The 25,702-nt window shown below is 63.5% G+C and carries 23 protein-coding genes and 1 pseudogene; 18 read left to right on the top strand and 6 right to left on the bottom strand.

Going from position 1 to position 25,702, the window contains the following annotated elements; genetic code table 11:
* Window positions 1–20: 20 nt before the first annotated feature.
* From cobJ to HGO40_RS17970, 5 genes are read right to left on the bottom strand one after another with little or no spacing between them, the layout of a single operon-like run.
* Window positions 21–1,709 (bottom strand): precorrin-3B C(17)-methyltransferase, encoded by a 1,689-nt coding sequence (gene cobJ, locus HGO40_RS17990; RefSeq protein WP_250964097.1) that lies wholly within the window; start codon window positions 1,707–1,709, stop codon window positions 21–23.
* Window positions 1,709–2,440: a precorrin-2 C(20)-methyltransferase gene (locus HGO40_RS17985; protein ID WP_250964123.1), complete on the bottom strand. Its 732-nt coding sequence runs from the start codon at window positions 2,438–2,440 to the stop codon at window positions 1,709–1,711. Before HGO40_RS17985 ends, cobJ begins: the two co-directional genes overlap by 1 nt.
* Window positions 2,440–3,066, bottom strand: a complete 627-nt coding sequence (locus HGO40_RS17980) for a precorrin-8X methylmutase (RefSeq protein WP_250964096.1) — start codon at window positions 3,064–3,066, stop codon at window positions 2,440–2,442. The genes HGO40_RS17985 and HGO40_RS17980 overlap by 1 nt, the downstream gene beginning before the upstream one ends.
* Complete coding sequence (gene cobG, locus HGO40_RS17975; RefSeq protein ID WP_284739151.1) at window positions 3,059–4,378, bottom strand: precorrin-3B synthase; 1,320 nt, start codon at window positions 4,376–4,378, stop codon at window positions 3,059–3,061. The genes HGO40_RS17980 and cobG overlap by 8 nt, the downstream gene beginning before the upstream one ends.
* A complete protein-coding gene (locus HGO40_RS17970; protein ID WP_250964094.1) occupies window positions 4,375–4,725 on the bottom strand; it encodes a hypothetical protein in 351 nt (116 codons plus the stop codon). Before HGO40_RS17970 ends, cobG begins: the two co-directional genes overlap by 4 nt.
* A gap of 295 nt (window positions 4,726–5,020) precedes the next feature.
* On the opposite strand from HGO40_RS17970, the gene cbiE reads away from it, so the two are divergent.
* From cbiE to HGO40_RS17910, 12 genes and pseudogenes are all read left to right on the top strand, one after another.
* Window positions 5,021–6,232, top strand: a complete 1,212-nt coding sequence (cbiE, locus tag HGO40_RS17965) for a precorrin-6y C5,15-methyltransferase (decarboxylating) subunit CbiE (RefSeq protein WP_250964093.1) — start codon at window positions 5,021–5,023, stop codon at window positions 6,230–6,232.
* Entirely contained in the window at window positions 6,225–7,322 is a 1,098-nt protein-coding gene (locus tag HGO40_RS17960; RefSeq protein WP_250964092.1) for a cobalt-precorrin-5B (C(1))-methyltransferase, read from the top strand. Before cbiE ends, HGO40_RS17960 begins: the two co-directional genes overlap by 8 nt.
* An 11-nt stretch (window positions 7,323–7,333) precedes the next feature.
* Window positions 7,334–8,056 (top strand): cobalt-precorrin-6A reductase, encoded by a 723-nt coding sequence (locus tag HGO40_RS17955; protein WP_250964122.1) that lies wholly within the window; start codon window positions 7,334–7,336, stop codon window positions 8,054–8,056.
* Between the two features lie 478 nt (window positions 8,057–8,534).
* The gene (locus tag HGO40_RS17950; RefSeq protein ID WP_250964091.1) at window positions 8,535–8,810 is read left to right on the top strand and encodes a helix-turn-helix domain-containing transcriptional regulator; all 276 of its coding nucleotides are present in this window, start codon (window positions 8,535–8,537) and stop codon (window positions 8,808–8,810) included.
* A gap of 277 nt (window positions 8,811–9,087) precedes the next feature.
* Entirely contained in the window at window positions 9,088–9,486 is a 399-nt protein-coding gene (locus HGO40_RS17945; protein WP_250964090.1) for a DUF2946 domain-containing protein, read from the top strand.
* Between the two features lie 45 nt (window positions 9,487–9,531).
* Complete coding sequence (locus HGO40_RS17940) at window positions 9,532–10,011, top strand: copper chaperone PCu(A)C (protein ID WP_250964089.1); 480 nt, start codon at window positions 9,532–9,534, stop codon at window positions 10,009–10,011.
* Window positions 10,012–10,069: 58 nt separating this feature from the next.
* Complete coding sequence (locus tag HGO40_RS17935) at window positions 10,070–10,465, top strand: DUF2946 domain-containing protein (protein WP_250964121.1); 396 nt, start codon at window positions 10,070–10,072, stop codon at window positions 10,463–10,465.
* An 84-nt stretch (window positions 10,466–10,549) separates the two neighbouring features.
* Window positions 10,550–12,676, top strand: a complete 2,127-nt coding sequence (locus tag HGO40_RS17930) for a TonB-dependent copper receptor (RefSeq protein ID WP_250964088.1) — start codon at window positions 10,550–10,552, stop codon at window positions 12,674–12,676.
* 211 nt (window positions 12,677–12,887) lie between these two features.
* Complete coding sequence (locus tag HGO40_RS17925) at window positions 12,888–14,267, top strand: PepSY-associated TM helix domain-containing protein (RefSeq protein WP_250964087.1); 1,380 nt, start codon at window positions 12,888–12,890, stop codon at window positions 14,265–14,267.
* A 205-nt stretch (window positions 14,268–14,472) separates the two neighbouring features.
* Window positions 14,473–15,261, top strand: coding sequence for an ABC transporter ATP-binding protein (locus HGO40_RS17920; RefSeq protein ID WP_250964086.1), 789 nt, complete (start codon window positions 14,473–14,475; stop codon window positions 15,259–15,261).
* Window positions 15,258–16,205 (top strand): annotated as a pseudogene (locus HGO40_RS17915) (ABC transporter substrate-binding protein). The gene HGO40_RS17920 and the pseudogene HGO40_RS17915 overlap by 4 nt, the downstream one beginning before the upstream one ends.
* Window positions 16,202–17,212 carry a FecCD family ABC transporter permease gene (locus tag HGO40_RS17910; protein WP_250964085.1) on the top strand — a complete coding sequence of 337 codons (1,011 nt, stop codon included), beginning with the start codon at window positions 16,202–16,204 and terminating at the stop codon, window positions 17,210–17,212. Before HGO40_RS17915 ends, HGO40_RS17910 begins: the two are co-directional and overlap by 4 nt.
* Here HGO40_RS17910 and HGO40_RS17905 read toward each other — a convergent pair.
* The gene (locus HGO40_RS17905; RefSeq protein ID WP_250964084.1) at window positions 17,187–18,722 is read right to left on the bottom strand and encodes a class I SAM-dependent methyltransferase; all 1,536 of its coding nucleotides are present in this window, start codon (window positions 18,720–18,722) and stop codon (window positions 17,187–17,189) included. The two genes, HGO40_RS17910 and HGO40_RS17905, sit on opposite strands and share 26 nt — an antisense overlap.
* Before the next feature lie 273 nt (window positions 18,723–18,995).
* On the opposite strand from HGO40_RS17905, the gene urtA reads away from it, so the two are divergent.
* The 6 genes from urtA to HGO40_RS17875 all read left to right on the top strand — a co-directional run bounded on the left by urtA (window position 18,996) and on the right by HGO40_RS17875 (window position 25,568).
* Window positions 18,996–20,261 (top strand): urea ABC transporter substrate-binding protein, encoded by a 1,266-nt coding sequence (urtA, locus tag HGO40_RS17900; RefSeq protein ID WP_025211599.1) that lies wholly within the window; start codon window positions 18,996–18,998, stop codon window positions 20,259–20,261.
* Between the two features lie 162 nt (window positions 20,262–20,423).
* Window positions 20,424–21,926: an urea ABC transporter permease subunit UrtB gene (urtB, locus tag HGO40_RS17895; RefSeq protein ID WP_250964083.1), complete on the top strand. Its 1,503-nt coding sequence runs from the start codon at window positions 20,424–20,426 to the stop codon at window positions 21,924–21,926.
* Window positions 21,926–23,002: an urea ABC transporter permease subunit UrtC gene (urtC, locus tag HGO40_RS17890; RefSeq protein WP_250964082.1), complete on the top strand. Its 1,077-nt coding sequence runs from the start codon at window positions 21,926–21,928 to the stop codon at window positions 23,000–23,002. Before urtB ends, urtC begins: the two co-directional genes overlap by 1 nt.
* On the top strand, window positions 23,002–23,862 hold the full coding sequence (gene urtD, locus HGO40_RS17885; protein ID WP_250964081.1) for an urea ABC transporter ATP-binding protein UrtD: 861 nt from the start codon (window positions 23,002–23,004) through the stop codon (window positions 23,860–23,862). Before urtC ends, urtD begins: the two co-directional genes overlap by 1 nt.
* Window positions 23,863–23,996: 134 nt before the next feature.
* Entirely contained in the window at window positions 23,997–24,695 is a 699-nt protein-coding gene (urtE, locus tag HGO40_RS17880; RefSeq protein ID WP_063323142.1) for an urea ABC transporter ATP-binding subunit UrtE, read from the top strand.
* Window positions 24,696–24,725: 30 nt separating this feature from the next.
* Entirely contained in the window at window positions 24,726–25,568 is an 843-nt protein-coding gene (locus HGO40_RS17875) for an urease accessory protein UreD (RefSeq protein WP_250964080.1), read from the top strand.
* Window positions 25,569–25,702: the final 134 nt, after the last annotated feature.

Raw genomic sequence — 25,702 nt, 5'->3', positions numbered from 1 at the left:
CCCGCGAGCACCGGGTTCGATCAAAGAGGTTTGTTGCCATACCAACGCGGTGTGTACACCCAGTCGCCACCCTGGGCGCGCGGGAATACGCACGTAGTCGAGGAACCGATCAGCACCATGGTGCGCATGTCCACTTGATCCGGGGTCAACTGCCCCAGGGTCGTGACACGCAAGGTCTGGCCCGGGCGGCCGATATCGCGCCCCAGCACCACGGGTGTTTGCGCCGTGCGATGTTGCCCGACGATCTCCAGCGCCCGCCCCAACTGCCATGGCCGGGAGCGGGAGATCGGGTTGTAGAAGGCCAGGGCCAGGTCGGCTTCAGCCGCAAGACCCAGGCGGTTTTCAATGATCGACCAGGGCTTGAGGTTGTCCGACAGCGACATCACGCAAAAATCATGACCCAACGGCGCACCGGCCTGGGCGGCGGTGGCCAGGGAGGCCGAGACACCCGGCAAGATCTGCAAGTCGACGTTGTGCCAATGGGCATCCGAGGACTCATGCAACGCTTCCAACACAGCGGCAGCCATGGCGAACACGCCCGGATCACCGGACGATACCACCACTACGGAGCGTCCCTGGGCCGCGAGTTCGAAGGCATGTCGGGCCCGCTGCATCTCTTCGCGGTTGTCAGTGCAGTGTTGCACCTGATCGGCCCGAAAGGGCCCGGCCATGCGCACGTAGGTTTCATAACCGAGCACATCGGTGGCACGGTCGAGTTCGGCGCGCACCGCCGGCACCATCAACTCGGCAGCGCCTGGGCCCAGGCCAATCACCGCCAGGCGCCCACGTGGACAACCGATCAACTGCGGATCGAAGGGGTGTTCAGTCACGACAATGGCATGGCTGTCCATGACCTGTAGCGATGCCGGTTGGGCGAGGGCATCGCTCAACCACTGCTCCAGGTAGTCATTAGGCGCCGCAAAACGCAGCGGCACCTCCAACGCCGAAGCCATTTCGTGCAGCTCGGCACGGGCCATGTCACTGTCCGCCGCCAGCAGACACGCCAGCGACTGCACCGCGAGGCCAGCCTGTTCCAGTATCGCGCCGATGTCCGGCGTCGCCCCTGCATTCAATACCACCAGCACATTGCGCGGATAGATCCGTAGTTCATTCGTCCCCGGTGTGCCCGCGGCACTGTCGATACGGATCGCCAGCCGTGCCTGCTCATCCCCAGGCAACTGCGCCTGATCCAGCCACGGCGCCGCGCCGTCGATACGCACTGGCTCACCGGCCAGCAAGTCGGAGACGAAGCGCTTGCCCTGCTCCAGGTCGCCGAGGCTGTAGCCGCTTGGCGGATTGAGCAGGCAAGTGCCGAAACGCAATTCGCCGCTGGTGGTAATGGCCGGCGCGACTCGCAGGGTTGCCGCGATGTCCCGGGCCATGTCATTCACCCCGCCCAGGCCGCCCAACAGCGGCACCACGGCGCTGCCATCTTCGGCCACCGCCAGCACTGGCGGCTCGGCGCCTTTTTCCAGCAACAGCGGCGCCAGGGTACGGATGACAATGCCCGCGGCACACAGGGCGATGATCGGCGTGTCCTGCTGGTAGAGTTCGCGCAACGTCGCGCCAAATTCCAGGTACTGCCGATCGCCCTCGACACGCCCGGCCAGGCCGTGGAGCAGGGCGTCGGGGTAGCGCTGCTGGATCCGTCGGGCCGTCGCCAGGCTGCCGGGGCCGAGGATGACGATGGCCGGCGTCTTGGCGGCCATCAACCCTGCCACCGTGCGCCCGGCACGATGATCAGCGAGAAGTACGGCGAAGACATCGGCTCGACGTCATCCAACGGCACGATTTTCTGGTTGGCCATGGTCGCGCGCTCGACGTACAGCGCCCGCCCGTCCATGCCCAGTTCCTGGAGCACTTGGCGAACCTTGGGGAAATTACGTCCCAGCTTCATGATCACCGCCGCGTCCGCGGCGGCGAGGCGACGCTTGAGATCGTCGTGAGGCAGGACGCCCGAGAGCACCGACAGGCTCTGGTTGCGATAGACCAGCGGCGCACCGAGCACCGAGGCTCCGCCGAGCATCGAGCACACGCCGGGGATGACTTGGGCCTCATAACGCTCGGCCAGGCGATCGTGCAGGTACATGTAGGAGCCGTAGAAGAACGGGTCGCCCTCACAGATCACCGCCACGTCGCGACCGGCGTCCAGGTGCACGGCCAACTGCTCGGCGGCGGTGTCGTAGAAATCGGCGATCACCTGTTCATAGGACAGCGGCGCCGGCAGCACCTCGGTGGTGACCGGGTAGACCAGCGGCAGCAATGTCTGCGCGTCCTGCAAATGCGCCTCGATGATGCCGAAGGCGTTGCCTTTCTTGCCCTTGGCGACGAAGTACGCCACCACGGGCGATTCGCGCAGCAGGCGCAGGGCCTTGACCGTAATCAGTTCCGGGTCACCGGGGCCCACGCCCAGGCCGATCAGACGTCCAGGCTGCTGCATCATTCAACCTCCGTAGCGAGGGCGTTGACGGCGGCGGCGGCCATGGCGCTGCCACCCAGGCGGCCTTGCATGATCACGAAGGGCACGCCACGGCTGTTGGCCGCGAGCATCGCCTTGGACTCGGCGGCGCCAACGAAGCCCACCGGAAAACCGAGGATCAAAGCCGGTTTCGGCGCGCCGGCGTCGAGCATTTCCAACAGGTAGAACAACGCGGTCGGCGCGTTGCCAATGACCACGACACTGCCCTCCAGATGCGGACGCCACACCTCCAGCGCCGCCGCCGAACGGGTGTTGCCCAGTTCCAGGGCCAAGGCCGGCACGCTCTCGTCGCGCAAGGTGCAGATCACCGGATTGTTGGCCGGCAGGCGAGCCCGGGTCACGCCTTCGGAGACCATCCGCGCATCGCACAGGATCGGCGCACCGGCGGCCAGCGCCTGACGCCCGGCCGTGCCCGCGCCCTCGGAAAACTGCAAGCCATCAATGGCCTCGACCATGCCGCAGGCGTGGATCACCCGCACCGCGAGTTTCTCCAGATCGGCCGGAATGCGCGCGAGGTTGGCTTCGGCGCGGATAATCGCGAAGGAGTTGCGATAGATCTCCTGACCGTCGCGGATGTAATCAAGCATCAAAGGGGCTCCGGGGATGAGCGTCGAGCCATGGGCCGAGCGCTTCAATAGTCATATTGTGGGCTTGCAACGCGCCGAAACCTGGCAGCGCGGCATCACGAAAATACAGGTCGTAACGACCGGGGGCGACCGCCAGCAAGGTGGCGGGCGCGATATGGGCTGCCGCGCAGGAACGTGGGCAGCCCGACAGATGGACTTTCAGGGTTTGGCCCTGGTGTTGCAGCAGCTCGGCCAATTGACGAGCATCGGCCTTGGTGTCGGCCAGGGCCTTACCGCAGCCACTGGAACCGGTGCAGGCGATGAGCTGCGCCAGGGGTTGGTCGACCGACACCAACAGGCCCAGCGTTTGGAGCCGCGCCAGCACTTCTTCGGCATCCTCGATACACACGTTGGGCAGCAACAGGCTTTGCCAGGGCGTGAAACGAAGGCTGCCGTCGCCCTTTTCCCGCGCCAGTTGCGCCGCCCCCCGCAGCATGAACGCATCGAGCCGCCCCAGGGGCGCCGCCGCGCCGACGTAGACACGGTCGTCGTGCTGTGAATGAACGCCAATGTGCCGTTCGTCGATGGGCTCGTCCCGCTGCCAATCCAGGCAAGCTTGCAGCGGCACGCGGCAGGCCAATCGGGTCATGAATTCATCGCTGGGGATTTCAGCCAACAAGTGACGCATGCGGGTCTGGTCCGGGCGGGCCAAGTCGAGGAACAGCTCCAGCACCGCCACCACCAAGGCATGCCCCTGGGCCAGGGACACCCTGCCCGCCGGTTTATCCAATGGGGAACCGGCCAAGCCGAAGGCCAGCCAGGGCTCGCCATCACGGACCAAGGCCGACAACCACAGGTCGTGGTGATGTTCGAGCATTGCCAGCGCTTCTCCACCGTCCAGTTGCACGGCGAACTTGGCCGACAGTTCGGGGAAGCGTTCGTGGGTTTGCAGGGTAATGAGGATCCGCTCGGCCAATGGGCGGGTGTCGAAGAGCATCTGTCGGTCGATCCCAGCCGCGGGGCTGAGCATCAGGTTGCGCACGTCATCGCCAGACGGTTTGCGAGGACCAAGCCCGGCGGCCAGCAATGGCTGGATCAGCGCGTCGTGCCCGGGACCGATCCCGCGGATCTGCAGGTTGGCCCGGTTGGTCGCTTCGATCACGCCCCCGGCGAACCGCTCGGCCACCGAGGCCACGACGTCAGCCTGATCCGCCTGGATGGAACCGCCATCGAGCTTGATCCGACAGATCCCCCCGTCCAACGCCTGGACGACACGCAGCAACCCCGGGCAAGCGGAGGGGCGGATGACGTTGGAGGATGGACGTTCGTTCAAGGGCAGACCGGCAGCTGAGAAACGCCACATTGGCGAAGGTGCGCCATTATGCCTGCTTTGCCGGTGGTCATGAAAAGCTTGCCTGTCGGATTGAGGCGAGATTGCTCAAGAACACGGGCTGCCTGATCCAATGATGTTGTCTGTATCGCCGCCATCGCGAGCAAGCTCGCTCCCACCGTTTTGACCGGGGTGTTCACAAATTCTGCGTTCAACCCCAAATCCCTGTGGGAGCGAGCTTGCTCGCGAAGGCGGTCTGTCTGAAAAAGTGATGTTGGATGGACCGCCGCCTTCGCGAGCAGGCTCGCTCCCACCGTTTGGATCGGGGTGTTCACAAATTCTGCGTTCACCCCCAAATCCCCTGTGGGAGCGAGCTTGCTCGCGATAGCGGTCTGTCTGAAAAAGCGATGCTGGATGGACCGCCGCCTTCGCGAGCAGGCTCGCTCCCACCGTTTTGATCGGGGTGTTCACGAATTCTGCGTTCAACCCCAAATCCCCTGTGGGAGCGAGCTTGCTCGCGATAGCGGTCTGGCGGTGACAATGATGTTGCGCCAGGCGCCTGATCCGCCGGGGCGCGGTATGATGGCGGCCCGGTTCGCGGCGGCAACACGCCTGTCGATCAACCCAACTATTCGAGGAACAGAGATGACCCCCTGGCTGACCGTAGTGGGCATCGGTGAAGACGGCTTCAAGGGCCTGGGCCGAACGGCTCGCCATGCCTTGCTGCGAGCATCGCGGATCCTGGGCAGCCCTCGCCAGTTGGAACTGTTACCCCTGTGTATCCGCGGCGAGCGGGAGCTGTGGCCCAGCCCGTTTTCCCTGGAACCGCTGCTCGCTCGGCAGGGCGAGCCGGTGTGCGTGCTGGCCAGCGGCGATCCGATGTTCTATGGCGTGGGCGCCAGCCTGGCGAAACAGGTACCGAGCGACCAGATGCTGGTCATCCCCGCGCCCTCCTCCTGTTCACTGGCCGCGGCGCGCATGGGCTGGCCATTGCAGGAAGTGGTCACGCTGTCGCTGGTGGCGCGGCCCCTGGCGGCGCTCAATGGGCATTTATCCACAGGCGTCAGGCTGCTGCTGCTGAGCAACGATCGCCACAGCCCCGCCGCCGTGGCGAGCTTGCTGCGCGAGCGGGGATTCGGCCCAAGCGCCATGACGGTGCTGGAACACTTGGGCGGCACGGCAGAACGACGGATCGAAAGCACTGCGACACAGTGGTCCGACGCCACCGTCGCCGACCTGAACCTGATCGCCATCGAATGCCGGGCCGAACCATCAACACCGCGCCTGTCACGCCTGGCCGGCTTGCAGGACACCGCGTTCGAGCATGACGGCCAGTTGACCAAACGCGACGTTCGCGCTATTACCCTCGCCCGTCTCGCCCCAACACCTGGTGAGCTGCTCTGGGATGTCGGTGCCGGCAGCGGCTCCATCGGCATCGAATGGATGCGCTCCCACCCCAGCTGCCGCGCCTTGGCTATCGAAGCCGACGAAGGCCGCCAAGGCTTGATCGAACGCAACCGCGACACCCTCGGCGTGCCGGGCCTGCAACTGATTCGCGGCAGCGCCCCGCAGGCGCTGGAAAACCTCGAACGTCCGGCCGCGGTGTTCATCGGTGGCGGCGTCACCCGCGAAGGCGTGCTCGACGCCTGCTGGGCCCAACTCCCGCCCGGCGGTCGGCTGGTCGCCAATGCCGTGACCCTGCAAAGCGAAATGACCTTGATGCACTGGCGCGAACGTCACGGCGGTGAACTGACCCGCATCCACATCGCCCAGGCCCAGCCCTTGGGCGAGTTCGACACCTGGCGCCAGGCCTTGCCGATCACCTTGCTGGACCTGACGAAACCTCTCGATGCGTGACGACACCGCCGAACAACCCGCCCCCCTGCGCAGCGGCCTGACCACCGGCAGTTGCGCCACCGCTACCAGCCTGGCGGCGGCCCGCTTGCTGCTGCGCGGCACCGAAGCCGACGCGGTGGAGATCGTGCTGCCCAAGGGTAAGCAGGTGCAGATGCGCCTGGAGTTCTGCCGGTTGACCGACCAAGGTGCCGAGGCCGGGACGATCAAGGACGCCGGCGACGACCCGGACGTGACCCACGGCGCCCTGCTGTTTACCCAGGTGCGCTTGATCACCGAACCCGGCGTGCGTTTCATCGCCGGTCGCGGCGTGGGCACGGTGACGCGCCCCGGTTTGGTGCTGGGCGTCGGTGAGCCAGCGATCAATCCGGTGCCACGCAAAATGATCAACGATCACCTGGGTCGCTTGGCCGAAGAATGCGGTTATGCCGGCGGTTTCGAAGTCACGGTCAATGTCGAGGGCGGCGAAGCCCTGGCGTTGAAAACCATGACCCCGCGATTGGGCATCCTCGGCGGCCTGTCGATCCTTGGCACCAGCGGCATCGTCCGGCCGTTCTCTTGCGCGGCCTACATTGCCTCGATCCACCAGGGCATCGACGTGGCGAAAACCAACGGCTACCTGCACATCGCCGCCTGCACCGGCAATGCCAGCGAAGACACCATGCGCCGGGTCTACAACCTGCCGGAAATCGCCCTGATCGAAATGGGCGACTTCGTCGGCGCCGTGCTCAAGCATGTGCGCAAGGTGCCGGTGGAAAAACTCAGCCTCTGCGGCGGTTTCGGCAAGATCAGCAAACTCGCCGCCGGCCACATGGACCTGCACAGCCGTCATTCGAGCATCGACCTGCCGCAACTGGCCGAATGGGCGGCTGCCATCGGTGCCGATGAGGTGTTGCAGCAAGGCATTCGAGAAGCCAACACCAGCCAACAGGCCCTGGCGATGGCCAGCGCCGCCGGCATCGCCCTCGGTGACGCGGTGTGCGAACACGCGCTGGCCTTCGCCCGTAGCGTGGTACCGGCCCAGGTCCAGGTCGAAGTCTTCGCCATCGACCGCCAGGGTGGGATCGTCGGCCATGCGGGAGCCTTGTCATGAAGAGCCTTGAAATGAAACGCATCCTGCTGCTCGGTGGCATCACCGAAGCCCTGGCCATCGCTCGCACCCTCGGCCCCCAGCACATCTACAGCCTGGCCGGCATCGGCCGCGTTCCCACTGACCTGACCTGCCAGGTGCGCGTCGGCGGCTACGGCGGCGCCGAAGGGCTGGCGCACTTCATCCGCGCCGAGGGCATCGACCTGCTGCTGGACGCCACCCACCCCTACGCCGCCCAGATCAGCCACCACGCCGCCCACGCAGCCCGTGCCTGCGCCATCCCCTGCTGGGCCCTGCGCCGCCCGGCCTGGCAACCCCGGGCCGGCGATGACTGGCGCGAAGTGGCCGACTGGAGCGAACTGATCCAGGCCCTGCAACCCTTCCACCGACCCCTGTTCACCCTCGGGCGCGAGCCGCTGCAACACCTGGATGAAATCCCGCCAGAGCAATTCTGGACCCTGCGGGCGCTGGAGGTTTACCCCGGTAACGAGCGCTGCGAAGTGATTGGGGCCCGTGGTCCTTTTCATATCGAGGGCGAGCGTGAGCTGTTCGAACAACGGCGGATCGATGTGCTTGTGAGCAAGAACAGCGGTAGCACGGCGACTGAACCGAAGCTGGAGGTGGCGCGGGAGCGGGGGGTGCCGGTGTTGGTGTTGAAGCGGCCGGTGCTGGCGGGGGTGGAGCGGGAGTTTGGGACGGTGGATGAGGTGTTGCAGGGGCTGCGGCAGTTGGTCTGACAGAAATCTGCACCGTCCTACAAGCCTGTCCTGTCAGAACTACGTCAGCAGGCTACATCACCCTGCGCCGCGGCCTACAACTACGCCAGAATCCGCCGGCTTGTGCGCCTTGGAGGCCGTCGGTAACTTGATTCCCGTCACTGCCCTTCAGTGATCGGGTTTAGTCGCCCGAGGTTTTCAGCGGGTTCACAAGCTTCGTCAGTCAGGTATTTCATCCCTGCACTTGATGGTGGTTGTGCGCAGGGCGCCTTCGGGCGCGCCGGTAATGCTGGACTCCCCGGTCGACTAACCTGCGCACAGCCGCCGCCCTGTGGCGAGGGAGCTTGCTCCCGCTGGGCTGCGCAGCAGCCCCAAAAAAGCGGACGCAATATTCCCGACACACCGCAATGTCCGGTTTTAGGGCCGCTCCGCGCCCCAGCGGGAGCAAGCTCCCTCGCCACAAAAACCACGCATGTTCTCTGGTCCCACAGGTGAATAAATGGCTCTTACACGAAACTACAAACATATGATTGCGGAACGCGCCAAAAGCGATCCAGCGTTCGCCCAAATTCTGCGGGATGAAGCCTTCACACGTTTCGATGCTGCCAGCTATCTCCAAACGGCAGAGGAAAAGTTGGCTTATCTTGATGCTTGCCTGGAAGAAGAAAAGGGTGACGGCGTCTTGATTCGAGCGGCCCTCAACGATATCGCCCGGGCAAACGATATAGCACAGGTTTATACCGGCGCAGATCGGGAACGACTGGATCTCAAATGATCAATAATGCCGTGGCGAGGGAGCTTGCTCCCGCTGGGCTGCGCAGCGGCCCCAAGGAAATGAACGCTATGTTCCTGAAACACTGCAATGTCCGGTTTTAGGGCCGCTTCGCGCCCCAGCGGGAGCAAGCTCCCTCGCCACAAAAGCACTCACTCGAAGATCTGTTGCTACTGTTAACCCCAGCCCTGCGACCCTACACCGCACATGGCCTTTTTACTTCTGCCCCCCGATCAGGCTAAATACCGCCACCTGATCGCCCAACCGAGCGGATTGCCCCATGTCCCGACAACGGCTTGCATTTGCCTGGATCGCCTGCTTCGCAGTGCTGTTCAACATGCTTGCCATGCCGCTATCCAACAGCGGGGGTGCGACCGCCAATTCGCCAGCCGAGCAAGTGCTGTGGGGCAGTTTCTGTTCCTCCAGCGGCACGAAGATGGTGGCGATTTCCCTGGGCACGTTCGAACAGGGCGCGCCGCAACAGGACAATCATTCGACCATGCAACATTGCTGGTGCTGCTCAGGTCCGGCGCCATTGGTGGCGCTTGCCGGGCATGCGCCGCAGTTGTATCTGGATGCTCAACTGGCCCATCGTGCCGCCATCCATTCGAAACTCGACAGCCCTACCCCGCGCCAGCAATGGCCCCGCCTGAACCCTCGCGCCTCGCCTCTGGCCTGATTCCTCCGCACACACCTGCGTCCTGAATCGTTCCGGAGATTTGCCATGTTGAACAAACTTATCCTGCTGGCCGCCCTGCTGCTTCCTGTCGGCTTCGCCCAAGCTCACCAATACAAGGCGGGCGAGCTTGAGATCGCTCATCCGTGGTCCCAGGAGTTGCCCCCCAACGCGCCGACCGTGGCTGCGTATTTCGTCATCCACAACAGCGGCACGACCGCGGACAAACTGCTCAGCGTCGACTCGCCCATCGCCGACAAGGCCGAGCTTCATGAGCATGTGATGCAAAACGACCTGATGAAAATGCAACCAGTGCCCGTCGTGAATATCGCCCCCGGTGCGACCGTCACCTTCGCGCCGATGGCGTATCACGTAATGCTGCTGGACCTGAAAGACCGCAGCCTGCTCAGCGACGGCAAACGCTTCCCCATGACCCTGCATTTCGAAAAAGCCGGGGATGTCACGGTGGATGTCGCGGTGCAGAAAAAAGCACCCGACGGCACCAAGACGCATAAGCACGGCCAGTAAGACGTAGCCGCCCATGCAACCTCGTCGCGCCAGCCTGTCCACGCACCGCCGTCAGCCCATGAGCCTGACCCGCGGCAGCTGGATCAGCTTGTTCGCCATGCTGATGATCTTTATCGGTCCGCTGGTTTCCCAGTCGATGCCGATGGATCAGCGCATGCCTTCGTCCATGCCTGTGTCCATGAGTATGGACATGGAGATGGGCATGGACATGACGGCGCATGAAGCGCCGGCAGCCGAACATTGCCCGCCCCAGAGCGAGCACCACGCGTTGTGGGAAAAGTGCGGTTATTGCAGCCTGCTGTTCAATTGCCCCGCGCTGCCCGGCGGCCACACCTTCGCGGCCTTCGACACACCCCACACCAACACCTACCCCCGTTCTTCCCCACGCCTGGGCCATGCCCGGTCGGCGTTCTTCCCGGGTGCCCGCACCCGCGCACCACCCTTCGCAGCGTAGCTCCCGACACTTACCTCAACCGGTCATACAAGACAGCCCGAGGCTGCCCGACCGTGTCGTCTACGTCTGTTCGATGGAATCATCATGTCCAGGTTTTCTGCTGGCACCGCGTTGGGCTCTGCCCAGGTTCGCTGCCCCCTGAACGAGCCACGGGTTCGTTCGCGCCACACCATCGCCGCCCTGTGCGGCCTGCTGCTCGCTCCACTCGCGCTGGCCGATGAGCACGAGCATCACGACCATCCGGTCGAAGAACTGAGCCCGACGGTCATCACCGCCATCGCCCCCAGCTCGCCCCTGACCGTCGTCACCAACCCCAAGGACCCGCGTCAACCGGTGCCGGCCAGCGATGGCGGCGATTACCTCAAGACCATTCCCGGCTTCGCCCTGGTGCGCAACGGCGGCACCAATGGCGACCCGGTGCTGCGAGGCATGTTCGGTTCGCGGCTGAACATCCTCACCAACGGCAGCATGCTGCTGGGTGCTTGCCCGGGCCGGATGGACGCGCCGACGTCCTACATCTCGCCGGAAACCTACGACAAGCTCACCGTCATCAAAGGCCCGCAAACCGTGCTCTGGGGCCCCGGCGCATCGGCCGGGACCGTGCTGTTCGAGCGCGAGCCGGAGCAGTTCGGCGAGCTGGGCACCCGCGTCAATGCCAGCGTGCTGGCCGGCTCCAACGGCCGTTTCGACAAGGTGGTGGATGCCGCCGCCGGTGGGCCGCTGGGCTATGTGCGGGTGATCGGCAACACCGCCCATTCGGACGATTACCGCGACGGCAATAACGACACCGTGCCGTCGCGCTATGACAAATGGAATGGCGACGTCGCCCTCGGCTGGACGCCGGACGCCGATACCCTGCTGGAGCTGACGGCCGGCAAGGGGGACGGTGAAGCGCGCTACGCCGGGCGCGGCATGGACGGATCGCAGTTCAAGCGCGAAAGCCTCGGGCTGCGTTTCGAGCGTTCGAACATCGGTGACGTGTTGGATAAAGTCGAAGCCCAGGTCTACTACAACTACGCCGACCACGTGATGGACAACTACACCCTGCGCACGCCGTCCGGCACCGGGATGATGGCCGGGCCCATGGCCTCCAATGTCGACCGTCGCACCCTCGGCGCCCGCATCAAGGCCACCTGGCGCTGGGCCGATGTGCAATTGATCAGCGGCCTGGACGCCCAGACCAACGAGCATCGCCAACGCAGCAGCATGGGCGTGGACACCTACAAGGACCTGCCGTACACCAAGGACGCCGACTTCCACAAGTATGGGGTGTTCGGTGAATTGACCTGGTACGCCGCCGACCGCGACCGAGTGCTCACCGGCGCCCGGCTAGACCCCGTCTCGGCCAAGGATTACCGCCAGAGCATCGGTTCCGGTATGTCGGCCCGTCCCAATCCTACTGCCGATGACACCCGCGCCGACACGCTGCCCAGCGGTTTCGTCCGCTACGAGCACGACCTGGACGACAGCCCCGCCACCCTCTACGCCGGCATCGGTCACGCGCAACGGTTCCCGGATTACTGGGAGCTGTTCTCGCCAAACGCCGGCCCGAGCGGTTCGCTGAATGCTTTCGACGCGATCAAGCCGGAGAAAACTACTCAGCTCGACTTCGGCCTGCAGTACAAGACCGACACCCTCGAGGCCTGGGCATCGGGTTATGTCGGGCAAGTCCGCGACTACATCCTGTTCGACTACACGCCGGGGATGATGGGCACCACTTCCCAGGCCGAGAACATCGACGCACGGATCATGGGCGGCGAACTGGGCGCGGCCTACAAGCTCACCGAGCGCTGGAAAGCCGACGCCACCCTGGCCTATGCCTGGGGCAAGAACAGCAGCGACGGCAGCGCCCTGGCGCAGATGCCGCCGCTGGACGCACGCCTGGGCCTGACCTACAGCGAAGACCGCTGGAGCGCCGGAGCCTTGTGGCGGGTGGTGGCCGCGCAGCACCGGGTCGATGAAAACAAGGGCAACGGGGTGGGCAAGGACTATGGCAAAAGCTCGGGGTTCGGGGTCTTCTCCCTCAACGGCGCCTACCGCATCAACCAGCACTGGAAGGTCAGCAGTGGCGTCGACAACCTGTTCGGCAAAGCCTACGCCGAGCACTTGAACCTGGCCGGCAACGCCGGGTTCGGCTACCCGGCGAGCGACCCCCAGGCCGTCAACGAACCGGGGCGCACGCTTTGGACGAAGGTGGATATGAGTTTCTGACAACACAGGCAGAGCCTGACACCTGACCTTGTGGCGAGGGAGCTTGCTCCCGCTCGGTTGCGTAGCAACCGCAAAAAGCCAGGGACTGCTGCGCAGTCCAGCGGGAGCAAGCTCCCTCGCCACGGGGTCTGTGTTTAAGGCTCCCTGCTTATCGGTTGCCTGGCAACCGCTAAAAACATAACAACCCATTTGCCCTGCGGAGCGCTTTGCAATGAGCCAACCGAAACCGAATTTCTACAACTTGGCCTGGCGCTGGCATTTCTATGCCGGGCTGTTCGTGGCGCCGTTCATGGTGATGCTGGCCCTGACCGGGATCATTTACCTGTTCAAGCCGCAACTCGATCCCCTGATGTACGGCAGCCTGCTGAACGTGCCGGCCGGGCATCACACCCTGGCGGCGGACGACCTGCTCAAGCAGGTCCGCCAGGCCTACCCCGAAGGCCAGGTCAAGCAGTACCTGCCACCGGTCAACGCCGAGCGCAGCGCGCAGTTCGTGGTGATCGACAAGGGCCGGGAGTTGAATGTGTTCATCGACCCGTACCACGGCGATGTCCTCGGCGAGCAGGATGCGAAAGACAATCTGCAAGCCATGGCCCGTGCGATACACGGCGAGTTATTGATCGGCACGGTGGGTGACCGATTGGTGGAAATGGCCGCCGGCTGGGGCGTGGTGCTGGTGGTCTCCGGCCTCTACCTGTGGTGGCCGCGCGGGCAATCATCGGCGGGTGTGCTGTGGCCGCGCTGGAGCGCGCGCGGTCGGGTGTTCTGGCGTGACCTGCACGTTGTCGTCGGTTTCTGGGGCGCGGCGTTCCTGCTGGTGATGCTTCTCAGCGGCATGACCTGGACCGGCTTCTGGGGCAAGCAATACGCCGACCTCTGGAACCGCTTCCCGGCGGCGATGTGGAATGACGTGCCAAAGTCCGACGTCGAGGCCGGCAGCCTCAACAACGCCCATCGCCAGACCGTGCCGTGGGCCATGGAAAACACGCCGATGCCAATGTCTGGCGACCATGCCGAGCACATGGCCCACGGTGGCATGCACGAAGGCCCCGCCGCCCCGACCGTCAGCCTGCAAGCGGTGCAGGATATCGCCACCGAGCGCCAGGTCGAACCCGGCTACAGCATCACATTCCCAACGACCGCCTCGGGCGTGTTCACCATCGCCGTGTTCGCCGATGACCCGCGCAACGACGCGACCCTGCACGTGGACCAATACACCGGCAAGGTCCTGGCCGATGTGCGCTGGGAGCATTACGGCATCGTGGCCCGCGCCACCGAGACCGGCGTAATGCTGCACGAAGGCAAGATGTTCGGCCCGGTGAACCAGATCCTCGTGCTGCAGGTTTGCCTGATGATCCTGCTCAGCGCGGTGAGTGGCCTGGTGATCTGGTGGAAGCGCCGGCCCCAGGGCAAATTCGGCGTGCCGCCGCTGCGACACGACCTGCCGACCTGGAAAACCGGGGTGTTCATCATGCTGGCCCTGGCGCTGGTGTTCCCGTTGGTGGGGGCTTCGCTGGTGGTGGTGTGGGCGCTGGATCGCCTCGTCACGCGGTTGAATCGCCAGCCTGAGATCGCTTCATCTTCACGCTGAAGACAGTGCGTTAACGGAAGGTGGCGCGAAACCTCTACAATCGTGCCCGCTTTCCAAACCACGAACACAGTTCAAACTGTGGGAGCGGGCTTGCTCGCGAATGCGGTGTATCAAACACATAGATGTTGACTGACACACCGCATTCGCGAGCAAGCCCGCTCCCACAGGGGGTTGTGTGTGACGACCCGATAACTTGAGTAACCGCATGACCTCCCTAACCCTCTCCCACCTCGCCTGGACACCCCTGGGCCATGGCCACTGCCATCACCAGTTCCAGCTGCGTGATGCCACCCTGCAGGTGGCGGCCGGGGAGTTTGTCGGGTTGATCGGGCCCAACGGCAGCGGCAAGACCAGCCTGTTGCGCTGCGCCTATCGCTTCAGCCGACCAGAACATGGCGAGGTCAAACTCGAACATCACAACCTCTGGAAGCAGTCCTCACGCTGGTGTGCCCAACGCATCGCGGTGGTGCTGCAAGAGTTTCCCGACGCCTTCGGCCTGACGGTGGAGGAAGTCGTCGCCATGGGTCGCACGCCCCACAAGGGCCTGTTCGACAGCGACAATCACGAAGACCGCCGGCTGGTGCTCCAGGCATTGGCATCGGCAGGGCTCGAAGGTTTTGGCGATCATGCTTTCGCCACGCTGTCGGGAGGGGAAAAACAGCGGGTGATCCTCGCCCGTGCCTTGGCCCAGCAGCCGCAGTTGCTGATCCTCGACGAACCGACCAACCACCTCGACCCGCGCTATCAATTGCAACTGCTGCAATTGATCAAGGGCCTGGGCATCGGCACCCTCGCCAGCCTCCACGATTTGAACCTGGCCGCCGCCTTTTGTGATCGCCTGTACGTGATCGAACACGGGCGCATCGTCGCCAGCGGCACGCCCAAGGACGTCCTCACGGCAGAGCTGTTGCGCGAGGTGTTCGGCGTCGAAGCCCTGGTGGATGAGCACCCGCTGTCCGGCTACCCACGAATCACCTGGATAACCCAACCATGACCTTGCGTTTCCTGCTGTTGCTGCCCCTCCTGCTGGGCAGCGTCCATGCCCTGGCCGAAGCTACTCGCTACCCGTTGACAATCCAGAGCTGCAACCGCCAGGTGGTGTTCAACGAGGCACCTCGCCACGCGGTCAGCCATGACATCAACATGACGCAGATGATGCTCGCCCTGGGGCTCAAGCCGCGCATGGTTGGCTACAGCGGTATCAGCGGTTGGAAATCGGTGACGCCCGAGATGGCTAGGATCCTTGATGGCCTGCCGGAACTGGCCGCCAAATATCCCTCGGTGGAAACCCTGCTCGATGCCAACGTCGATTTTTTCTTCGCGGGCTGGGACTACGGCATGCGCGTGGGCGGCGACCTGACGCCGCAGACCTTGCAACCGCTGGGCATCAACGTCTACGAACTGACCGAATCCTGCGCCTTCGTGATGAAACGCCCGGCGGCCTCCCTGGAGGACACCTACAACGACCTGCGCAACCTCGGGAAAATCTTCGATGTGCAGGATCGCGCCAATGCGCTGATCGCGACGATGCAGGCCCAGGTGGCCGAAACGCGCAAGCACCTGCCGTCCCAACAACCGCGCGTGTTCCTGTATGACAGCGGCGAAGACCGGGCGATGACCTCCGGTCGCCTCGGCATGCCCCAGGCCCTGATCGACGCAGCCGGCGGACGCAACATCCTCGAGGACGTGGAAACCAGTTGGACCCGGGTGAACTGGGAGAACGTGGTCGCGCGCAACCCGCAGGTGATCGTGATCGTCGACTACGGCGAAGTCAGCGCCGAGCAGTAGCAACAATTCCTGCTGGATAACCCGGCCCTGCAATCGGTGGATGCCATCAAGCACCGGCGCTTCATTGTGATCCCTTACGTGCAGGCCACGCCAGGCATCGATAACGTGCTGGCGGTGCAAACCCTGGCACGGGGTTTCCACGACCAATGAATAATCGTCGTTACAGCGCCCTGCTGATGGTCCTCGGCGCGCTGCTGCTGGTGTCGTGCGTGGTGTCCCTGGGCTGTGGGCCGGCGCGGGTGCCGGTGGCCGTGGTCTGGGATCTGCTGCTGCACAAGGCCTTCGGTGTGGGCGAGGTCTATTGGACGCCCGGCCAGGAACATATCGTCTGGCTGATCCGCGTCCCGCGCCTGCTGCTCGGTGCCCTGGTCGGCGCCGGGCTGGCGCTGATCGGCGCGGTGCTGCAAGCGGTGACGCGCAACCCGCTGGCCGATCCGCACCTGTTGGGTGTCACCTCCGGTGCGACCTTGGGGGCGGTGATCGTGGTGTTGCATGTCGGTGAAATCATTGGCCTGCTGACCCTGCCGCTGGCCGCGTTCATCGGCGCATTGCTGAGCATGTTGCTGGTGTTGGCCATCGCTGCCCGCCAAGGCCGGCTGGAGAGTGATCGGCTGTTGCTGTGTGGTGTGGCAGTGTCCTTCGTGATGATGGCGGCGGCTAACCTGCTGTTGTTCCTCGGCGATCATCGTGCCAGTTCGGCGGTGATGTTCTGGATGCTCGGCGGCCTGGGCCTGGCCCGTTGGGAACTGCTGGCCGTGCCGGCCGCCAGTGTGGGGTTGGGGCTGGTGCTGCTGCTGGGCATGGCCCGGCCGTTGAACGCGCTGATGGCTGGCGAACAGACCGCCGTGACCCTGGGTTTGAACGCGGCGAAGGTGCGGTTGTGGATTTTCCTGATCGCGTCGCTGATGACCGGCGTACTGGTGTCCATCAGCGGCTCGATTGGTTTTGTCGGGCTGATGGTGCCGCACATTGCCCGGCGCCTGGTGGGCGCCGAACATCGGCGGCTGCTGCCGGCTTGCGTGCTGCTCGGCAGCCTGTTCCTGGTGTGGGTGGACGTGGCGGCCCGCACGTTGATCGCCCCCGAGGACTTGCCGATTGGGGTCGCTACAGCCGCTATCGGCGGACTGTTCTTTATCGGTCTGATGCGCCGTCGCTGAAAAGATGCTTCTTTTTGTAGACGCCGAATAGCTCGGTCCCAAGGCCTCCATTGCGAAAATGCTCGAGCTCCGCTCGCACCAGTTCAATCACTAACCCCCGGTCTTCAGCTTGTTCAAGATTGAAATTCCCGCTGTAGGCAAGATTCACCATCCGCCAGAGGAAGCAGTTGGTGCGGTAAACGTCTACCGGCTTCAGCCAACGCTCAAGGAGCCCGGTAATTTCCTCGCTTCGAATCCCCTCGAAACACCCAATCGAATGGTCCTTATCCGGAAGGACAGCATCGACAACCTGAGTGTCGGCATTGAGTCGGTAGCGCGCCGGCAAGGTAGAGAATGCGGCGTCAGCGGCAATTATTGCGTCGGGCCACAAGCGATTGCCATTACGTCCCACCGCCTCTCCCACACTCCAGAACTCCCCATCATTTTTCAAACTACGGGAGATAAAGCCCATGACTTTTTCCAGTTCTACCAAATGATGCAATGCCGATACACAGATAATGACATCCCACTGTTCACCGGTCGGCACCAGGTTATTCGCATCCGCCACGATCAAATCGAGCTGGATCCCTGGCGGAAACTGCTTTGCGGCGATTTGAAGCAGATCTTCATTGATATCCAGCAACGACCATTCCACGCCTTCGGGAACAGCCGCTGACACACCGGCCTCTATCCGCGCGGCGCCACTGCAGAGTGACAAGACCTTTATCGTCCCGTGGTCCGTGACTTTCCGGCGTAGCCTCGCTTGAAAATCAGGCGGCATTTGCGGGACGTTCGCCCTCAGCAGGCGCGTCGCATAAGAGTAGGCGGCCTCTCCTTCAAACGGCTCCAAAATGACCATGTCAGCCGGCGCACCAGGCCCTTTCGTATGAGCCGGTCCATTGAGTTGGCGAACCGTGCGCGCAACGCCCATCGCAGCATCACTTTGTCGCTCCTGGACGTTTGCATAGAACTCATTCCGGTAGACGCTGCTGAAGTGTGCGATCTCGTTTATCATGCGCATGGGTTGATGGGTTTTCGCCAGAAGCGCTTTCATTTCCCACTCTCTGGCTATGCACAGGTCAGCTATCGCCAGCCAATCTGCCGTTGGATCGTTCTTCGCCCCAGGCCCACATGCCACCAGGAGACGGCCACGCTTGCCCACCAACCAAGCCAGATCCAAATCCACCGTCCTCCATTCCGAAGCGGTATAGCCTCCGCCAACATGAAACGTTCCAAGTTGAAATTCGGCTTGAGCTTGATCATCGAAAAAAACAACTGAGCAGGTGAGCCCATCCGAACTGATGCTGGGTAGAGCCGCCGAAAAACGAACGTGCAAGGTTGAATCAGCAAATACCTGCAACTCGCTGCTTCGAAGGTGCTCTCCAGCGGTGAGAATCAGCGAATACCTGCTTTCTCTCAAATGCGTCACATGCATCCATTTCGGATGCTCGGCCGGTTCAATGCCAGGCAACACATCAAAAACCGCCGTCTCGTCGAGAAGAAAACTGCTCGCAGCGCCAGAATCATTCAAACGGATTTCCCCTGTTCAGAATGGCAGAAGTGTCAGCATAGTCGGGCGGTCGAAAATCTCACCTTGAATTGGCCCACATCCACGCCCCAATGCGGAGCGCCGTATTGCACCAGCGGCCGCGATACGGTCACTGATGGTGCATTGTCGTTTTCCCTCCCGCCGCCAACCCCACATTTCAAAGCGTTTGCCCGACCGGGCACACCCCTTGCAAAAGCGCCTTCAGCGTTTGCATCTGCCGCCCAAAAAAACTCATAAGTCCATGGAGATCGCACAATGAAGCGTCGTAGCTTGATCAAGGCTTTTACACTCTCGGCAAGTATTGCCGCGATGGGCATGGCCTGGACCGTCCAGGCCGCCGAGACCATCAAAGTCGGCATCTTGCATTCGCTGTCCGGCACCATGGCGATCTCCGAGACGTCCCTCAAGGACATGGCGTTGATGACCATCGACGAGATCAACGCCAAGGGTGGTGTGAACGGCAAGAAGCTCGAAGCGGTGGTCGTGGACCCGGCGTCGAACTGGCCGCTGTTCGCCGAAAAGGGCCGGCAGTTGCTGACCCAGGACAAGGTCGCCGTGGTGTTCGGCTGCTGGACGTCGGTGTCGCGTAAATCCGTGTTGCCGGTATTCGAAGAACTCAATGGCCTGCTGTTCTACCCGGTGCAATACGAAGGCGAAGAGATGTCGCCCAACGTGTTCTACACCGGCGCGGCGCCGAACCAGCAGGCGATTCCGGCGGTGGAATACCTGATGAGCGAAGAAGGCGGCAGCGCCAAGCGTTATTTCCTGCTGGGCACCGACTACGTCTACCCGCGCACCACCAACAAGATCCTGCGTTCGTTCCTGCATTCCAAAGGCGTGGCAGACAAGGACATCGAAGAGGTCTACACCCCGTTCGGCCACAGCGACTACCAGACCATCGTGGCCAACATCAAGAAATTCTCGGCCGGTGGCAAGACCGCGGTCATCTCCACCGTGAACGGCGACTCCAACGTGCCGTTCTACAAAGAACTGGCGAACCAGGGCCTGAAGGCCACCGACGTGCCGGTCGTAGCGTTCTCGGTGGGCGAAGAGGAACTGCGTGGCATCGACACCAAGCCACTGGTGGGCAACCTGGCGGCATGGAATTACTTCGAGTCCGTGGATAACCCGGCGAACAAGAAATTCGTCGATTCCTGGAAAGCCTATGCCAAGGCCAAGAACCTGCCGGGCGCCGACAAAGCGGTGACCAACGACCCGATGGAAGCCACCTACGTCGGCATCCACATGTGGGCGCAAGCGGTGGAAAAAGCCAAGTCCACCGATGTCGACAAGGTCCGCGAAGCCCTGGCCGGCCAGACCTTCGCCGCACCGTCGGGCTACACCCTGACCATGGACAAGACCAACCACCACCTGCACAAGCCGGTGATGATCGGCGAGATCCAGGCCGACGGTCAGTTCAACGTGGTCTGGCAGACCGAAGGGCCGATCCGCGCGCAACCGTGGAGCCCCTTCATCGCCGGCAACGACAAGAAGCCTGACTACGCGGTGAAGAGCAACTGAGCCCATGGGGGTCGGCCCGGATCCCCGGGCTGACGCAACTCCCTTGTGGGAGCGAGCCTGCTCGCGAATACGATGGGTCAGCCAACACCCATGTCGCTGATACACCGCATTCGCGAGCAGGCGCGCTCCCACAGAGAAAGAAGTTCGCGCAAGGCCAACAATATGCCCACCGCCCTTTACCGCCTCATTCTCGCCATCGCACTGTTACTGCCGATGGCCTCATACGCCGGCGACGCCGAAGACTTCGTCGCCGCCAACCCGACCCAGCAGGCCAAGCTTCTGGAAACCTGGGCCGCGCAGCCGGAGCCTGAGCGCGTCGAACTGATCAACGCCCTGCAACAAGGCCAGTTGACCGTCGACGGCCAACCCAAGACCCTGCGCCTGAACAACCGCTTGCGCGGGCTGATCGAAACCGCGCTCGCCAGTCATCAATTACTCGCTGTGGATGCCCGCGTACGCCTGGCCGCCGCGCAGCAACTGCAAAAAAGCGCACGCCCGGCGCAACTGGCGTTTCTCGACCGGCAACTGGCCGGCGAGCAGGACGAAGACGTACACGCCGCCCTGAGCCTGGCCCTGGCGAACCTGCAATTGGTGGACGCCAACCCCAACGTGCGCCTGGCCGCCGTCCGCCTGCTGGGGGAAACCGGCGACCCGTTGGCCCGCACCCGCTTGGAGGGCTTGCTCGAACCCGGCGTCGAAACCGATGCCGCCGTGCGCACCGCCGCCGAAACCAGCCTCGGCCAGGTCAAGCGCAAACTCTTGATCGGCGAGCTGCTGGGCCAGGCGTTCAGCGGCATGTCCCTGGGCTCGATTTTGCTGCTCGCCGCCCTCGGCCTGGCGATCACCTTCGGCCTGCTGGGGGTGATCAACATGGCCCACGGCGAGATGCTCATGCTCGGCGCCTACTCCACTTATGTGGTGCAGATGCTGTTCCAGCGCTTCGCCCCGAACGCCATCGAGTTCTATCCGCTGATCGCCCTGCCGGTGGCATTCTTTATCACCGCCGCCATCGGCATGGCCCTGGAGCGCACGGTGATCCGCCACCTCTACGGACGGCCGCTGGAAACCCTGCTCGCCACCTGGGGCATCAGCCTGATGCTGATCCAACTGGTGCGCCTGGTGTTCGGTGCGCAGAACGTCGAAGTCGCCAATCCGGCCTGGCTGTCGGGCGGGATCCAGGTGTTGCCGAACCTGGTGCTGCCGTACAACCGCATTGTGATCATCGCCTTCGCGCTGTTCGTGGTGGTGCTGACCTGGCTGCTGCTGAACAAGACGCGCCTGGGCCTGAATGTCCGCGCGGTGACCCAGAACCGCAACATGGCCGCCTGCTGCGGCGTGCCCACCGGGCGGGTGGACATGCTCGCCTTCGGCCTCGGCTCGGGCATCGCCGGGCTGGGTGGCGTGGCCCTGAGCCAGATCGGCAACGTCGGCCCGGACCTGGGCCAGAGCTACATCATCGACTCGTTCCTGGTGGTGGTGCTCGGCGGTGTCGGCCAGTTGGCCGGTAGCGTGTTCGCCGCGTTCGGCCTGGGCATCGCCAACAAGATCCTCGAACCGCAGATCGGCGCCGTGCTCGGCAAGATCCTGATCCTCGCGCTGATCATTCTGTTCATCCAGAAGCGTCCGCAAGGCCTCTTCGCGCTCAAAGGACGGGTAATCGACTGATGAACCAGCCCCTGATGCTCACGGCCACGCAAAAGGCCGGCCCCAAAGTCACCCTCGCCGTCGGCGCGCTGATCCTCGCCGTGCTGCTGAGCTTGCCGCTGCTATCGCTGCTGGCGGCGGACCATCCGCTGCACGTCTCGGCCTACACCCTGACCCTGGTGGGCAAGATTCTCTGCTATGCCATCGTCGCCCTGGCGCTGGACCTGGTCTGGGGCTACGCCGGCTTGCTCTCCCTGGGCCACGGTTTGTTCTTCGCCCTGGGCGGCTATGCCATGGGCATGTACCTGATGCGCCAGGCCGCCGGGGATGGCTTGCCGGCGTTCATGACCTTCCTGTCGTGGTCCGAGTTGCCCTGGTACTGGGCCGGCACCGACAGTTTCCTCTGGGCGATGTGCCTGGTGGTGCTGGCGCCGGGTTTGCTGGCCTTGGTGTTTGGTTTCTTCGCCTTCCGCTCGCGGATCAAGGGCGTGTATTTCTCGATCATGACCCAGGCCCTGACCTTCGCCGGAATGCTGTTGTTCTTCCGCAACGAAACCGGGTTTGGCGGCAACAACGGCTTCACCAACTTCCGTTCGATCCTGGGTTTTGGCATCACCGAGCCAGGCACCCGGGCGGTGCTGTTTTTCGCCACGGGGTTGCTGCTGGTGACGAGCCTGTTCATCGGCTGGCGCCTGGCCCGCAGCAAGTTCGGCCGGGTGCTGACCGCCCTGCGCGACGCGGAAAACCGCCTGATGTTCTGCGGCTACGATCCACGGGGGTTCAAGCTGTTCGTCTGGGTGTTGAGCGCGGTGTTGTGCGGTTTGGCCGGGGCGTTGTACGTGCCGCAGGTGGGCATCATCATCCCCAGCGAAATGTCGCCGACCAACTCCATCGAAGCCGCCGTGTGGGTCGCCCTCGGCGGGCGCGGCACGTTGATCGGGCCGTTGCTGGGCGCCGGCGTCGTCAATGGGATGAAGAGCTGGTTCACCGTGGCGTTTCCTGAGTACTGGCTGTTTTTCCTCGGGGCCCTGTTCATCGTTGTTACGCTGTATCTGCCTAAAGGCGTGATCGGCTTGCTGAAGAAAAGGGGCGAATGATGCGCATCACTCCAACGGCGGATTTCATGCTCGAACCCATTCTGGAGCCCAACAAAGACCAGGGCAGCAGCCGCGACGCCATCGGCCTCGGCCAGGCGGCCGGCGTGGGCCTGAACACCCGCCACGGCACCATCCTGACCCTGGAAGACATCAGCGTCAGCTTCGATGGTTTCAAGGCCTTGAACGATTTGAACCTGTACATCGGCGTCGGCGAATTGCGCTGCATCATCGGCCCCAACGGCGCGGGCAAGACCACGTTGATGGATGTCATCACCGGCAAGACCCGCCCCAGCCACGGCAAGGCCTGGTTCGGCGAGACCCTCGACCTGACGACCATGAGCGAAGTACAGATCGCCCAGGCCGGCATCGGTCGCAAGTTCCAGAAACCGACGGTGTTCGAAGCCCTGAGCGTGTTCGAGAACCTGGAGCTGGCGCTCAAGACCGACAAATCGGTGTGGGCCAGCTTGCGGGCAAGACTGACCGGCGAGCAGCACGACCGCATCAACGAAGTGCTCGAGACCATCCGTCTCACCACCTCGGTCAACCGCGCCGCCGGGCTGTTGTCCCACGGCCAGAAGCAGTTCCTGGAGATCGGCATGCTGTTGGTGCAGGACCCGCAATTGCTGCTGCTCGACGAACCGGTGGCAGGCATGACCGACGCGGAAACCGAGTTCACCGCCGAGCTGTTCAAGTCCCTGGCGGGCAAGCATTCACTGATGGTGGTAGAGCACGACATGGGCTTCGTCGGCGCAATCGCCGACCACGTCACCGTGCTGCACCAGGGCAGCGTGCTGGCCGAAGGGTCGCTGGAACAGGTGCAGGACAATGAGCGGGTGATCGAGGTGTATCTCGGTCGCTAGATCGACAAACACTGTTGTTCCCTGTGGGAGCGAGCCTGCTCGCGAATGCGGGGTATCAGTCGGGATAACTGTGACTGACACACCGCATTCGCGAGCAGGCTCGCTCCCACAAGGGACACAAGGGGATTCAAGACATGCTGCAAGTCGACAAGCTGCATCAATACTACGGCGGTAGCCACATCCTGCGCGGCCTGTCGTTCGACGTGAAGGTTGGCGAGGTGACGTGCCTGCTGGGGCGCAACGGCGTGGGCAAGACCACCCTGCTCAAGTGCCTGATGGGCCTGCTGCCGGCCAAGGAAGGCGCGGTGAATTGGGAAGGCAAGGCCATCACCACGTTCAAGCCGCACCAACGGGTGCACGCCGGCATTGCCTACGTGCCCCAAGGCCGGGAGATTTTCGGGCGGCTGACGGTGGAAGAAAACCTGCTGATGGGCCTGTCGCGCTTCCCGGGTTCCGAAGCCAAGGAAGTACCGGCCTTTATCTATGAATTGTTCCCAGTGCTGCTGCAGATGAAACAACGCCGGGGCGGTGACCTGTCCGGCGGCCAGCAACAGCAGCTCGCCATCGGCCGGGCCCTGGCCAGTCGGCCGCGCCTGCTGATCCTCGACGAGCCCACCGAAGGCATCCAGCCGTCGGTGATCAAGGAGATCGGCGCGGTGATCAAAAAACTGGCGGCCCGGGGCGACATGGCGATTTTGCTGGTGGAGCAGTTCTACGATTTCGCCGCCGAGCTGGCCGATCAGTACCTGGTGATGTCCCGGGGCGAGATCGTGCAGCAGGGCCGCGGAGAAAATATGGAAGCCGAGGGTGTACGCGGGCTGGTAACGATCTAGGCTTAGCGTCCCGACGACAATCAGAAAATCATGAATCTACCTGTATCGCCATCCGCCCTGTTCACCCCCAGCTGGCATGCCGAGCTGGACTTGGGCTATGCCCGCTTCGGCGATTGCACGCGCCCGGTACAGCGCCGCCACAAAGGCCCGCTGCGGGTGCAAAAGCACTTGTACGCCGAAGGCCCCGAGGTGTGCCAGCACATCATCGTCCACCCGCCCGGCGGGATTGCCGGCGGTGATCGACTGGACATCTCGGCCCACGTCGGCCCGGGCGCCTGGGCGCAGCTGACCAGCCCTGGCGCGGCCAAGTGGTACCGCGCCGCCGGCCCGGCGTACCAGCAACTGACCCTGAGCGTGGCCCCCGGCGCGACCCTGGAATGGCTGCCCCAGGAAACCATCGTCTTCAGCGCGGCCCAGGCCGAGCTCAGCACGGGCATCGACCTGCAAGGCGATGCCCGGTTGTTCTACTGGGACATGGTTGCCCTCGGCCGTCCGGCCAGCGGCGAGCGGTTCAACCTTGGGCACTTTCAATCGCGACTGGACATCCGTCGCGACGGCCAGTTGCTGTGGCATGAGCGCCAGCGCATCGCCGGTGGCGATGGGCTGCTGGACTCGCCCCTCGGCCTGGGCGGTGATCCGGTGTTCGCCACGTTGCTGGTGACCGGCGAGATCGACAGCGAACTGCTTGACCGCTGCCGGTCCCTCGGCCATGCCGTGCGCGGCGACCTGAGCCAATTGCCCGGTTTGCTCGTGGCCCGTTGCCTGGCGAGCGAGGCGCTGCTGGCGCGGGGGGGGTTGATTGAGTTGTGGCGGCTCCTGCGCCCGGCGTTGCTTGGAAGAGAAGCCGTGCCACCAAGAATCTGGAGTACCTGAATTTGCTTTTACCTGTGGGAGCGAGCTTGCTCGCGATAGGAAAAAAAAAATCAACATAAACCTTGGCTGTTACACCCCTATCCCGCCCAACCTCCCTCACACAAGCGAAACGTGGTTACGTCCAAAAAAAATAA

The sequence above is a fragment of the Pseudomonas sp. CG7 genome (assembly GCF_023701885.1).
Lineage (GTDB): Bacteria > Pseudomonadota > Gammaproteobacteria > Pseudomonadales > Pseudomonadaceae > Aquipseudomonas > Aquipseudomonas zanjanensis.
The sequence above is the reverse complement of the archived record's forward strand: the minus strand, read 5'-3'. Positions and strand labels throughout refer to the sequence as shown.